Here is a 12,485-nt window from a genome sequence, read left to right as displayed (position 1 = left end):
CTTCAGTTTCTTGGGTTGTTGCCTGCAATTTTTCTGACTGTTTCCACCACGAAGCTGACCGCTGGAGATAAAAGCACCGGATTTCTGAAAATCAGCCCGGCTCTGCGAATGGCTTCCACCGATGGCACATCCAAAATGATGATGCCCTGCCCATCCTGGGATTCCAACGCTGATGTGATCGTATAAGTTACGGCATCAGACTCGCGCACCAATGACAGGATGAAGCTCATTGAATCCGATTCGGTTACACGCTTGGGCAATTGCAAACCGTGCGATAGCATGATTGCATCCAGTTTCTTCCGCGCTAAAGTCGCGCCTGAAGGAAGAACCCATTGCAGGTTTTGAAGCGCAGCGAGTGGAATATCTTTTTCCTGCTGCAAGGCATGGCCGGCGCGTGCACAAATGCAAAGGCGATCTTCTGTGAGGGCCTCAAGGCAGAAGTCCTGCTCTTGTCCTCGAAGAGGTAATTCTGCAATGACGAAGTCCAGATCTCCTGCTGACAGATCGGTCAGGAGCGCCTCATCGAAGCCACCGGTTACGCTGACATTTATGTCCGGTCGCTCGTCGAGAACCTCAGCAATGGCTTGCGGGAGTAGCCGTCGCAACCAGGACGGGCCTGCGCCGATGCGGACTTTGCCGACATTGCCGGACTTGATCCCGCTGAGATCTTTTATGGCGGCTCCCACCTGGACTTCGACATGCCGGGCATGATCCAGCAGCTTCTCGCCATAGACGGTCAGTTTGACGCCGCGAGGCAACCGCTCAAACAGTTCCACACCCAGCTGATGTTCAAGATATTTGATACTCTTCGAAAGGGTCGGTTGCGCAATGTTCAGCCTCTCGGCGGCTCGGGTGACACTGCCTTCCTCCACCACGCGCAAAAAGTAGCTGATTTGACGAATATCCAATGCACATTCCCCCGAAACTGACACTGACAGGACGTTACATCGGTATACTCAAAAGCTATGGATATTACAAAGCGGCGGAAAAACAGTGATGGCTACTGCCGGAAAACGCGACACAGTCCAAATTGGGCTTTCCGGAGTTTCGCCAAGCCTGTGTTTTGATTGCGCACACAAACATGTCAGCCGATAGGCTGGAATGGTCGTGCCTGCATATATCGCGAATGAAAACCTGTGCGACCGGGTAGGCCCACCGTTGAAAAATGAGCCTATTCCCCGATGACTGTGCCTTCGCGGCGCGTGTCTGCTCCGCCGGTCAGCCTGTCATCATCCATGACAATGCCATGTAGTCCGGAATTCAAATCGCGCACCGAGACCTCGTAGCCAAGCGCTTCCAATGCCGGGCCAAGGTTTTCTGCCGGGGTGCCAGCTTCCAGATCGTACGGCCCGAAGCGGTTGATCAAATGAGGCATATTAATGGCAGATTGCAGGCTGAGGCCCCAGTCGATATGAGCGATCAGAGTCTTGGCGACATAGCCGATGATGCGGCTTCCGCCAGGGCTTCCAACGGCCATATAGGGCAGGCCATCCCGCATCACGATGGTCGGTGCCATGGATGACCGTGGTCGCTTGCCGGGTTCAACCCGATTTGCAATCGGGTAGCCATTGGAATGGCTGCGAAACGAAAAATCAGTGAGTTCGTTATTCAGCAGGAACCCGCCGGTCATCAAACGTGATCCAAAGCCGTTTTCAATGGTCGTTGTCATGGAGACGACGTTTCCAGCTTTGTCACGTATGACGAAATGGCTGGTCGAGGGCAGTTCTATGGATTCATCATCTGACTGATACAGCGCGTGATCGAATTCCGGCTCGCCAGGTGTGACTGTTTCAAGCCGGTTTTCGCGCATCAGAACCCCGCGATTGGCGAGATATCCATCAGCAATCAGGCCTTTTGTCGGCATGGGTACAAAGTCGCTGTCTGCCATGTAGCGGCCACGGTCAGCGAACGCCAGACGTGAGGCATCGCCAATAAGACGCCAGGCCTGAGCACTGTTAGGACCCAGCCCTTTCAGATCATAAGCGCGCAAGGTTCCCAGAATCTGCCCGACTGTCAGCGCTCCCGAGGACGGGGGGCCCATGCCGCAGACATCGAATCCACGATAGTCCACACAGATTGGCGCGCGCTCCTTGATCCGATAAGCGGCCAGATCATCCATTGCCAAAACACCGGGATTTCCCGGAGTGGATTGTACGGTTTTGACAATCTCCTGCGCAATATCACCTTTGTAAAATGCGTCAGTGCCTTGTTGAGACAGCATCCGCAATGTGTTTGCGTAGTCTGCATTTACGCGTTTGTCGCCCGCCTGAAGCGGTGTGCCATCTTCCCGGAAGAAATAGGCTTTGGTGTCCTTGAAACGTGAGAGCCGGTCCTGATCGTTGGCGATGGAACTGGCGAGCCTCGGGGACACCTCAAAACCGCCATCTGCCAAATTGATCGCGCTGTCGAACAAGGTTGCCCAGGGCATGGAGCCATAGCGACCGTGGACGGCTTCCAACAGTAAAGGTGTGCCAGGCACACCAACCGAACGACCGCCCACGACGGCATCAAAGAACTTCAGCGGCTCGCCATTTTCATCATGGAAGAGGGTTGGCGTTGCGGCGTTTGGTGCTGTCTCGCGACCGTCAAAGGTGGTCAATCGTTCGTTTGTTGCATCCCAATAAACCAGAAATGCGCCGCCACCCAATCCAGATGATTGAGGTTCCACAAGACCCAGCATCAATTGCACTGCCACCATGGCGTCAATGGCGTTGCCACCGTTGCGCAATACGGCTCCACCAGCTTCGCTGGCAAGCGGGTTTGCGGTGGCGATCATCCAGTTTTTGGATCTGATCCCCCGCACACTTTCTCCGACAAGATCGATCTCAACCGGAGGTTCTGCTGGTGCTGAGGTGCCTGATTCAGGCGCTACATCGTCGGTGGCCTGTTGTGCGCTGGCGGGACGGGCGTCAGCATAAAATGCCATCGCAGCCGAGAGAAGCAGAACACGCAGGAAACTGGAATTCTTCATAGCTTAAATCCGTCCAATCACATCACATAAAATCTGGTCGGCGATGTCGAATCTCATTGTCAGGTCGTGAGTCGCTTGTAGCCTGCCTTTAATCGGCATTAAAGCCCATTCAACCGCACCGCTGGCTACACTTCCTGGATCAAACAAGCGCGTTCGCACGTTCTTCATCACCGCGCTCCGCCTATTGTATGAAGCATGGTGGGAGGATGCGTGCAAATTTTGATGGTATATACTGAATAATATCGTGAATAAAAAAAGCAATCCGACTCTCGCTACCCATTCTTTTCCAGGACTGTGGAAACCCGGTGCAGCCTTTTCATACAACACCAATTCAATCGCATTTTAGTCAAAGCATTGTTTTCAAGGCTCTTTGTGCCATGACTTTGACGAGATTGGCGCGGTAAGCGGCAGAGCCGTGAATGTCTGATAGCAGATCGCTTTCATCGACGGACATATGGTTCAGGGAATCTGCAGACCAATTGTCTGATAGAGCTGATTCCATGTCCCGATGGCGAAAGACCCCGTCTGAACCTGCACCGGTAACAGCCAGAATGACCTGGCCATCTGCATATCGCGCAATAAACACGCCGGCCATTGCGTAGCGGGAAGCCGGGTTTGCGAATTTGGCATAGGCGGCTTTCGCTGGGATTTTAAAATCTACTTTTGTGATCAATTCACCTTCCTGAAGGGCGGTTTCAAACAGGCCGGTGAAAAAGTCTTCTGCAGCAATCGTGCGGCTGTTGGTGTGAATGGTGGCAGTCAGCGCCAGCGTCGCTGCCGGATAGTCCGCTGCCGGATCATTATTGGCAATCGATCCGCCCAATGTGCCCATATGGCGTACATGCGGGTCTCCGATGTGGGCGGCAAGTTCCGCCAGTGCGGGGAGTGTCTCTTTCACCTGTTGTGACGCTGCCATTTCCGCATGGGTTACTGCCGCACCTATGGTGAGCTGTTCTTCGGTCGAACCGATGCCCGTCAGTGCTGCAATGTGCCGCAAATCAATGACATCTGACGGTGCCGCCAGCCTCTGTTTCATGGTGGGCAACAGGGTCTGACCGCCAGCCAGAAACTGGGCATCTTCAGAGTTTGTGAAAAAGTGGATCGCGTCTTCCACACTGGTTGGGCGATGGTAGGTGAGGTGAAACATGGGTTCTTCCAGACTATGCAGCGCTTGAAGTTGATGACTGGTCAGGCGTGCCGGATCCGGTCATCTCATCGGCTGCTGCTTTTATGGATTTCACAATATTCTGGTAACCCGTGCAGCGGCAAATATTGCCCTCCAGCTCCGCGCGAATTGTGGTCTCATCCAGCGAGTTGCCATATCGGTTAATCATGTCGATTGCCGCGATGATCATACCGGGCGTACAAAACCCGCATTGCAGACCGTGATGCTCTTTGAAGGCAGCTTGCACCGGATGCAGTTGATCGCCATCGGCAAGACCCTCAATCGTTGTGATCTCGGCACCATCTGCCTGCATGGCAAGCATGGTGCAGCTTTTGACAGCTTTACCATTGAAGCTGACCACACAGGCTCCGCATTGGGAAGTGTCGCAGCCGATGTGAGTGCCGGTCAGCTTGAGATGATCCCGGATATAGGTGACCAGCAGGGTCCGGGCTTCAACAGTGTGGGAGACGGTTTCGCCGTTTACCGTCATGGATACTTCGTTCATATGAATCCTCACAATTCATTTGGCATCAATCGGTGCCTGGCAGTCAGGACAGGACCAGCACAACGGCTATCAGAACAGCAAGCGTAATCAGCCCCCACATCATGGGTCCGCCCAGTGTCCCCTTGCCAGCTTCCACTTCCAGAGCCTCTTCCGCGTCCTGAACCGCTTCACCAATTTCCCGTGCTACATCTGTGATGTTATCGCCATGGCCGATATCCGGGTCAGACGGCTGATCTGCTTCCTTGCTCGGGACGCTCCCAAGTTTTGCCGCCAGATTACCGAAGAATTCATCCGCCATTTTTTTGGCAGCGCCATCCACCAGGCGTGAGCCGAGCTGGGCCAGTTTGCCACCAACCTGTGCTTCAGCGGTATAGGTAAGGATGGTTTCGTTACCCTCCTCAGCCAGAAAAATATCAGCACCGCCCTTGGCAAAGCCCACAGCACCACCCTTGCCTTCACCGATTATCTTATAGCTCTTTGGGGGATCAAGATCAGACAGGGTCACCGTTCCCTTGAACTTTGCCTTGATGGGACCGACTTTCGCCGTTACCTGGGCTGCCATTTCCGTATCAGATGTTTTTTCCAGGCTTTCGCACCCTGGAATGCACTCTTTGAGAACATCAGGATCGTTGATGGCCTCCCAAACAGTTTCGCGCGGCGCGGGGATGCGGTATTCGCCAGACATATCCATGACTTAGACTTCCAATTCGGTTCAGACCCGGTTTTTCCTGAAAATGCACTATGGGCTGCTATTCAGCAAGTGGTTGGCGTGTAAACTCTTTTCAATCATCGCTTGGGTCGACAATGGGGATTTGCTATAGCGCGGCAGAGATACTGCGGAGCCAAGATGATCAATGACGTAAAAATGCTGGAAACGGCCGGCTGGGAAGATTATGTCCTGCTGGACAGCGGCGAGGGACGCAAGCTGGAACGCTATGGTTCAGTGATTGTCGACCGCCCGGACGCGCAAGCTATCTGGAAGCGCTCAAGCCCCGCACTGTGGGATGAGGCTCAGGCTGTTTTCTCTGCCGATAAGGATGAAGAGGGCGCGGGGCGCTGGAAGCGGGCGCCGAGTCTGGATGATGAATGGAGCATGTCATTTCAGGATGTGCGCTTCATTTGCCGTTTTTCTGCTTTTCGCCATGTGGGCGTGTTTCCGGAACAGGCTGCCCATTGGGCCTGGTTTGCAGAGCGCATATCACGCGCAAAGGCGGCTGGTCGTACGCTGAAAATCCTCAATCTGTTTGGCTATACCGGCGTCGCATCTCTGGTTGCCGCTGCAAGTGGTGCCGAGGTGACCCATGTGGATGCGTCCAAGAAGGCGATTGCCTGGGCGCGCGAAAATCAGGCGCTTTCCGGATTGGACAAAAAACCGATCCGATGGATTTGCGATGATGCGGCCAAATTCGTTGCCCGCGAAGGGCGACGGGGCAATACCTATGATGGCATTATCCTTGATCCGCCCAAATATGGGCGCGGCCCAAAAGGCGAAGTCTGGCAGGTGATGGAAGATTTACCTGGCTTAATGGATGATTGCCGGGCAATCCTTGCACCCAAAGCCGATTTCATGATCCTGACAGCATATGCAATCCGCGCCAGTTTCTTCATGGCGCATGAATTGATGCGCGACAGGGTGGGCGATATGGGCGGTACTTTGACCAGTGGCGAACTGGTACTGACAGAACAGACACCTGAAAGCGCGCAAGCGCAGGACACACGCAGGCTTTCAACATCCATGTATAGCCGCTGGGAGGCCTGAAAATGGTTCACGACAGAAATTCCGACGAACGCGGCAGCCCTGAAAAACGTATTTCAGGGCAGGTGAAGCAAATTAGCAGCGTGTCCAACCCGATTGTCAAAGACATTCGCGGACTGGCTCTGCGCAAGAATCGCAATAAATCAAACCTGTTTCTGGGCGAGGGGCTGAAACTGGTCACCGATGCGTTGCAGAAAAAATGGCGTATTGAAGATATTATCTACGGGAAATCATTTTCCGATCAGGATGCCATTGCACAGGCTGCGGCCAAAGTGCGTGCTGCCGGCGGGTCCGTCCTGGAGGTTTCCAATCAGGTGCTGGAGAAGATCTCCAGAAAAGATAATCCGCAAATGGTGCTGGGTGTTTTTGAACAAAAGTTCGAAGCATTGCAGTATGTGCGCCCGAAAGACGGCCAGCTTTGGGTTGCGCTGGATCGTGTCCGTGATCCCGGCAATCTGGGAACAATTTTGCGCACTGCAGATTGCGTTGGCGCAAAGGGTGTCATTCTTGTGGGCGATTGCACAGACCCCTATTCGATAGAAGCAGTTCGTGCCTCTATGGGGTCGATTTTTCACATGCCATTGGTGAAGGCTTCTGAAGGCGAGTTTCTGCAATGGAAAGAGCGCAGCTCGGCTTCCGTTGTCGGAACCCATCTGGCGGGTGCTGTCGATTATCGGACGGTCGATTATTCTGGTGTGAACGTGGTTCTGATGGGCAACGAGCAGCAGGGGCTGACCGATAATCTGGCAGCCGCCTGCAATCAGTTGGCACTGATTCCGATGGCCGGTCAGGCCGATAGTCTCAATCTGGCAGTGTCGACCGGGGTTGTGTTGTTTGAGGCGCGACGTGCAGAGTTGAACGTCCAAACCATCGTTTGATTTCGCCCTATTGAACCAAGCCGGTTTTGGCGCAAAAAATGTGTGAACGGGCGCTGTCTAATTCCAGAATGACTTTAATCTTTCGGGGTCAGGACGACCCGTTGCCGTGGAAAGCGTTCCAAGAGCTCCTGAAGCCCAAGGATTTCTACCGCTGAGTGTCAGAAGTCTATCAGTGACACACCAGCACGGACCACCCTATCGCGGATCTACCAACTGATCTAAACCCGCCAGTTCAGCAGCCGTTTTTCAATCGCGCCGATTCCCAGGCTGACAAACACACCAAGGATCGACAGGATTGCAACGCCGACGAACAGGCGTTCCAGATCATAAAGCGATCCGGCCTCCAATATGTAGGCACCAATGCCGAATTCAGCGCCCAGCATTTCAGCCGCCACGAGCAATATGATGGCAATCGCCAGGCTGATGCGCAGTCCGGACAAAATGCCCGGCATGGCGCCGGGAAGTACAATCTTCCTGACTATGGAAAACCAGGACAGGGAAAAGCTTTGGCCCATACGAATGAGGGAGCGGTCGACATTGTCGACAGCGCCATAGGTGGCGACGACTGTCGGTGTGAATGTGCCAAAGGCGATCAGGGCGTATTTAGATGTTTCATCAATGCCAAACCAGATGACAAACAGCGGCAGGAGCGCGATTTTCGGGATCGGGAAAATGGCGGCGACCAATGGCACCAGACCAGCACGGATCAGCGAAAACAGGCCAATCAGAATTCCAATGCCTATGCCAAGGGACACACCAATGCTCGCGCCAACAATCAGGCGCATGATGGAGGGGACCATATGTTTCCACAGAAGCCCGCTTTGCCAGAGATCAACAAAGGTGGCGAAGACATCTGACGGTATTGGTAAAGTCAGGTTTGTTATGAAACCGGTTCTGGTGCCGAATTCGACAAAGCCGATCAACACAATAAAAACAACGATACCCACCCATTTTCTGGATTGTGGGGCAAATCCACCGCCACGGAAATCGACTGTCTTGCGGGTGGTGGTTTCCCTTAATTCAGACATTGAGCAACTCCTTGTCGGCGGCAAGGGCCTCATCGCGCATCAGGTTCCAAAGGTGCTTTTGTTGCCGTTCCAGTTCCGGGTCGCCCAATTCGCGTTCGCCAAGGGGGATTGTGACATCCACAATTTCCCGTATGCGGCCGGGCCTGCGTGACAGCACCACAATCGAGTGGCCCAATCGGACAGCTTCATTGAGATTGTGGGTGACGTAGACTGAGGTGAAGGGGTCTCGTGTCCACAGGCCGACAAGATCATCCATCAGAAGTTCCCGTGTCTGGCTGTCCAGCGCTGATAATGGCTCATCCATGAGCAGAATGGCGGGTTTCACGGCCAGTGCCCGTGCAATGGCAACCCGCTGCTTCATGCCGCCTGATAATTGTTTGGGATAGGCTTTTGCAAATTCCGTCAGCTTGGTGCGTGCCAACACATCGGCGATAATTTCTGTCATGCGGGCAGATGACAATCGGTGATCTTCCAGCACCAGGCTGATATTGCCCTCGACGGTGCGCCACGGCAGCAGGGCAAAATCCTGGAACACATAGGTCAGAGGATTGATGCTGTCAGGGGGCGGCGTGCCGATCTGGACAATGTGGCCGGTGGTGGGCTGCTCCAACCCGCCGATCAGGCGTAAAAGCGTAGACTTGCCGCAGCCGGACGGGCCGACAATGCAGATAATTTTTCCAGCTGGAATAGCCAAATCAAGCTTACTCAAGACCTCCAGGTCACCATATTGATGGCCAACAGCTTCTAATCGAAGGTCCATATTGCTTTCCGTGTCATTGCAAAAAGAAAAGGACGAGCGCTTAATCCGCTCGCCCTTCTGGTGATCGCGCTTTAATGGTCGAGACCCTAGTTTACGTAGGATGAATCTACCAATGTATCCATGGTCACACTATCCTTGACCAGCTTTTCAGATTTGAACCAGTCCAGCTGATCCTGCACGGATGCGGTGTTCAGGGCTGCATTCGGGCTGATCCGCATGGCACCATTGCGGATGCTTGGAGCCGCTTTTTCATAAGGCCGGTCTGTGTAGACATATTTGTGAACCAGCTTCACCATCTCTTCGGCGGCTTCATCACCTGCCGTTTTATCGACCAGTGCTGCGTTGAAATCATCCGCGCCTTTGGAAAATGCCCGTAAAAAGGACATGCTGGTGTCACGGTCATTGGCGGCTTTGTCAGCTGAGGTGAAGACGACTGTCACCTGATAGTCTGGAATATAATCTGCGACATTGCCGATGATGTGTACCGCTCCGGAGCCATCCAAAGGTTTGGCAATGTGCGGCACAATGGACCATGCATCCACCTGACCGGATTTCAGGGCACCGATAATCGCGCCGACTTTCTGCAATGGTTTGAAGGAGACTGTGATGCCTTCCTTGGCCGCAATTTTTGCGCCCATATAGTGAAAAGAAGAGCCCGACTGGGTCATGGCAAAGCTTCGGCCATCCAGCTTGGAGGGCTCGGTAACGCCATCCTTGAAGGCTGCATCGGAGACCAGAATTTTCTGACCATCGATGGCTGGATCTTCCATCAATGCGCCGCCAATCACTTTGGCCGCCCCTTTTTCGGCAAGGGAAATCAGGCCGCCTGAAATTGCGGTAACGGCATAATCAACATCCTTGGAAGCGACCGCGACTGCCATGGGCTGAGCCGCCTGGAAGAATTTGAACTCAACGTCCAACCCTTCATCCTTGAAGTAACCCCGTTCGAAGGCAACAAAGCTTGCCGCATGGCTGGTGAACCGCAGCGCACCAACATTGATTTTTGTGTCGGCTGCATAGCTCGACAAAGCGGTGGGCATGGACACAATTGCTGCGCCCAACAGGCTGATTAGCCCCAGTGTTGTTCTTCTGGATACGAGGTTTGTCATTGTTTTCTCCGAATTATATTTGGATTTTGGCCCACATCCAAAGTTCCTTCGTGGTCGCCAAAACGTTGCTGGATTTTAAGAACCGTCCCACCCGATGAGTCAATCAAAGTTTTTGGCAAAGTTTTTGGCAATGATTTTGGGAACGGTTTTGGCGGCATGTTTTTAGCTGATAAGAGTGAATTGCCGGGATTGTCGTTTGTTGTTCAGCTTGCTGTCAGCTTTGTGGTGTCTTTGGAGACAGACTTGGCAGACCTGATGGACAGGTGCAATGAGAGTGACGACGCGGTGAGAATATTATTCGTTGAAGATGACAGAGTGCTTGGCCAGGCTGTGCGTGATCACATTCTGGCAGAAGGTCACAGTGTCGACTGGATCAAGCGCATTGACGAAGCGCGGCTTGCGCTGGACACGGTTGCTTATGAGCTGATCCTGCTGGATCTGGGCCTGCCGGACGGACGCGGGCTGGATTTGCTGAGCGAATTGAGAAAAGCCGGGAATTCCGTACCTGTTATCATCGCCACTGCGCAGGACCAGATTGAGATGCGCATTGAAGGCCTCAACTCCGGCGCTGATGACTATCTGGTCAAGCCATTCGATCTGTTTGAATTGTCCGCACGGTTGGCAGCGGTCGCCCGCCGGTCCGCCGCAATCCCCTTGCCATCCATTCAAATTGGTGCAGTTGCAATTGATCTTGGCCGCAAGACAGTTCTGCGCAGTGACAAGGCGTTACAACTGACCGCACGGGAATGGGCGGTGCTTGAAAAACTTGTGCGTCATCAGGGTGCCATTGTTGCGAAAAGCGATATTGAGGATTCCCTTTATGAATTCGGGGCTGAAATTGAGAGCAATGCTGTGGAGGTGTATGTAAGCCGTCTGCGCAAGAAGCTTGGTGCCGAGTTTGTGCACACCGTTCGTGGCATCGGCTATCAAATTGGTGCACGAGCGTGAGAGACCGTCCCACCAAACGATCCTCTATTGCCCGCAATCTGGCCTTTGGTCTGACTGGAGGCTTGGTTCTTTTCTGTATTCTGGCTGTCGCCATTGGCGGCTATCAGCTTCGTCATGAATTGGATGAAGGGTTCGATGAGGCATTACAGCAGGCTGCTATCAGGCTGCTGCCGCTTGCCGTTCATGACCTGACAAAAAATGACGAACAGATTGAAGAATATTCCATCGAGGATGATGATGATCTGGATGCGGCATTCACCTACGTCATTCTCAATTCCAGTAGCATTCCTGTCATTCGATCGGGTGAGACCGCGCTAGGTGTTGATTTTGACGATTTGGTTTCTGGCTTTACGACGGTTGATGACAGACGGCTTTTCTCAATAGCCGACGCTGAAACGGGTTTCCGAATTGTGGTGATTGAGAGCACGGGCCACCGCGGAGAAGCTCTGTTGGAAAGTGTGTTCAGTCTTCTTCTGCCGCTGGGCGCACTGGTTCCCCTTGCCGCCATTGGCATCTGGATTGCCATTCGCCGTTCGCTCAAACCGCTTGATCATTTGCGGGCCGAAATTGAACAGCGCGACAGCCGTGATCTATCGCCCCTGAGTGTCAGCGAATACCCGGAAGAGCTTTCGGCAATCAAGGACGCTATTGCCGCCTTGATGGAACGTCTGCGTCTGGCATTGGAAGCGGAACGGACCTTTGCTGCCAATAGCGCCCACGAATTGCGGACACCGCTGGCTGGCGCGCTGGCGCAGGTCCAACGGCTCTCCATTGAAATGCAGGGAAAAAAAGGCAGTGAACGCTTGCAGGAAATTGATTTTTCCCTGCGGCATCTGTCCAATTTGTCTGAACAATTGCTGCAGCTCTCCCGTCTGGACGCTGGCTTTGCCCGCTCTGGTGAAATGACGGATTTGTCGGAAACGCTTGCGATCATAGTGCGGGATTTTCAGGCTGACTCAGTCATTCATGATCGCCTTGTTGTGACAAACACTGATGATCAGAAACTGACGGGGAACATCACGAAAGATGCTTTCGCGATTGTGCTGCGCAATCTCATACAAAACGCCTTCAAACATGGCGTTGCCGATGGAACAGTTACAATTGATGTGACATCGCCACTCAGCCTGACTGTCATGAATGAAGCTGGCCCTATTTCTGAGGAAAGGCTGGAACAACTTGGTGAGCCGTTTCAGCGCGGCACTACGACTGCAGAAGGGACCGGTCTGGGCCTGTCCATTGTGCGCTCGGTTATGAAGCAGTGTGACGGCTCGCTTAGGCTGCGCACGACAATGGTCGGCGCACGTACGACTTTCGAAGCCACAATCCGTTTTGAAGAATTATCTTAAATACAAAAATTGAACTGGA

The 12,485-nt window shown here is 53.4% G+C and carries 12 protein-coding genes; 4 read left to right on the top strand and 8 right to left on the bottom strand.

From position 1 onward, the window contains the following. Window positions 1–2 precede the first annotated feature (2 nt). From RAL91_RS21530 to RAL91_RS21510, 5 genes are all read right to left on the bottom strand, one after another. Window positions 3–908, bottom strand: a complete 906-nt coding sequence (locus RAL91_RS21530; RefSeq protein ID WP_306258299.1) for a LysR family transcriptional regulator — start codon at window positions 906–908, stop codon at window positions 3–5. 263 nt (window positions 909–1,171) lie between these two features. Next, window positions 1,172–2,971: a gamma-glutamyltransferase gene (gene ggt, locus RAL91_RS21525; RefSeq protein WP_306258298.1), complete on the bottom strand. Its 1,800-nt coding sequence runs from the start codon at window positions 2,969–2,971 to the stop codon at window positions 1,172–1,174. Window positions 2,972–3,317: 346 nt separating this feature from the next. Then, window positions 3,318–4,118, bottom strand: a complete 801-nt coding sequence (locus RAL91_RS21520; protein ID WP_306258297.1) for a xanthine dehydrogenase family protein subunit M — start codon at window positions 4,116–4,118, stop codon at window positions 3,318–3,320. A gap of 13 nt (window positions 4,119–4,131) precedes the next feature. Then, a complete protein-coding gene (locus RAL91_RS21515; protein WP_306258296.1) occupies window positions 4,132–4,641 on the bottom strand; it encodes a (2Fe-2S)-binding protein in 510 nt (169 codons plus the stop codon). A 43-nt stretch (window positions 4,642–4,684) separates the two neighbouring features. Next, the gene (locus RAL91_RS21510) at window positions 4,685–5,332 is read right to left on the bottom strand and encodes a carbon monoxide dehydrogenase subunit G (protein WP_306258295.1); all 648 of its coding nucleotides are present in this window, start codon (window positions 5,330–5,332) and stop codon (window positions 4,685–4,687) included. Window positions 5,333–5,488: 156 nt separating this feature from the next. On the opposite strand from RAL91_RS21510, the gene RAL91_RS21505 reads away from it, so the two are divergent. Further along, complete coding sequence (locus tag RAL91_RS21505; RefSeq protein ID WP_306258294.1) at window positions 5,489–6,400, top strand: class I SAM-dependent methyltransferase; 912 nt, start codon at window positions 5,489–5,491, stop codon at window positions 6,398–6,400. Window positions 6,401–6,402: 2 nt separating this feature from the next. After that, window positions 6,403–7,275 carry an RNA methyltransferase gene (locus RAL91_RS21500; RefSeq protein ID WP_306258293.1) on the top strand — a complete coding sequence of 291 codons (873 nt, stop codon included), beginning with the start codon at window positions 6,403–6,405 and terminating at the stop codon, window positions 7,273–7,275. Between the two features lie 218 nt (window positions 7,276–7,493). Here the strand turns inward: RAL91_RS21500 and RAL91_RS21495 are convergent, their stop codons facing one another. The 3 genes from RAL91_RS21495 to RAL91_RS21485 form a co-directional block, all read right to left on the bottom strand. Beyond that, window positions 7,494–8,303: an ABC transporter permease gene (locus RAL91_RS21495; protein WP_306258292.1), complete on the bottom strand. Its 810-nt coding sequence runs from the start codon at window positions 8,301–8,303 to the stop codon at window positions 7,494–7,496. Then, entirely contained in the window at window positions 8,296–9,063 is a 768-nt protein-coding gene (locus tag RAL91_RS21490; RefSeq protein WP_306258291.1) for an ABC transporter ATP-binding protein, read from the bottom strand. The genes RAL91_RS21495 and RAL91_RS21490 overlap by 8 nt, the downstream gene beginning before the upstream one ends. An 86-nt stretch (window positions 9,064–9,149) precedes the next feature. After that, window positions 9,150–10,172: an ABC transporter substrate-binding protein gene (locus tag RAL91_RS21485; protein WP_306258290.1), complete on the bottom strand. Its 1,023-nt coding sequence runs from the start codon at window positions 10,170–10,172 to the stop codon at window positions 9,150–9,152. A 285-nt stretch (window positions 10,173–10,457) separates the two neighbouring features. Between RAL91_RS21485 and RAL91_RS21480 the strand changes: the two genes are divergently transcribed. Together RAL91_RS21480 and RAL91_RS21475 are read left to right on the top strand one after the other, a co-directional pair. Further along, entirely contained in the window at window positions 10,458–11,120 is a 663-nt protein-coding gene (locus tag RAL91_RS21480) for a response regulator transcription factor (protein ID WP_306263051.1), read from the top strand. Then, window positions 11,117–12,466, top strand: a complete 1,350-nt coding sequence (locus RAL91_RS21475; protein ID WP_306258289.1) for a HAMP domain-containing sensor histidine kinase — start codon at window positions 11,117–11,119, stop codon at window positions 12,464–12,466. The genes RAL91_RS21480 and RAL91_RS21475 overlap by 4 nt, the downstream gene beginning before the upstream one ends. Window positions 12,467–12,485: the final 19 nt, after the last annotated feature.

The organism is Pararhizobium sp. IMCC21322, from assembly GCF_030758295.1.
Lineage (GTDB): Bacteria > Pseudomonadota > Alphaproteobacteria > Rhizobiales.
The sequence above is the reverse complement of the archived record's forward strand: the minus strand, read 5'-3'. Positions and strand labels throughout refer to the sequence as shown.

Bases quoted from the DNA above. Each gene is read 5' to 3' on its own strand.
- RAL91_RS21500 (WP_306258293.1), top strand. From the start codon at position 6,403: ATGGTTCACGACAGAAATTCCGACGAACGCGGCAGCCCTGAAAAACGT.
- RAL91_RS21490 (WP_306258291.1), bottom strand. From the start codon at position 9,063: ATGGACCTTCGATTAGAAGCTGTTGGCCATCAATATGGTGACCTGGAG.
- RAL91_RS21495 (WP_306258292.1), bottom strand. From the start codon at position 8,303: ATGTCTGAATTAAGGGAAACCACCACCCGCAAGACAGTCGATTTCCGT.
- RAL91_RS21485 (WP_306258290.1), bottom strand. From the start codon at position 10,172: ATGACAAACCTCGTATCCAGAAGAACAACACTGGGGCTAATCAGCCTG.
- RAL91_RS21520 (WP_306258297.1), bottom strand. From the start codon at position 4,118: ATGTTTCACCTCACCTACCATCGCCCAACCAGTGTGGAAGACGCGATC.
- ggt (WP_306258298.1), bottom strand. From the start codon at position 2,971: ATGAAGAATTCCAGTTTCCTGCGTGTTCTGCTTCTCTCGGCTGCGATG.
- RAL91_RS21505 (WP_306258294.1), top strand. From the start codon at position 5,489: ATGATCAATGACGTAAAAATGCTGGAAACGGCCGGCTGGGAAGATTAT.
- RAL91_RS21510 (WP_306258295.1), bottom strand. From the start codon at position 5,332: ATGGATATGTCTGGCGAATACCGCATCCCCGCGCCGCGCGAAACTGTT.
- RAL91_RS21515 (WP_306258296.1), bottom strand. From the start codon at position 4,641: ATGAACGAAGTATCCATGACGGTAAACGGCGAAACCGTCTCCCACACT.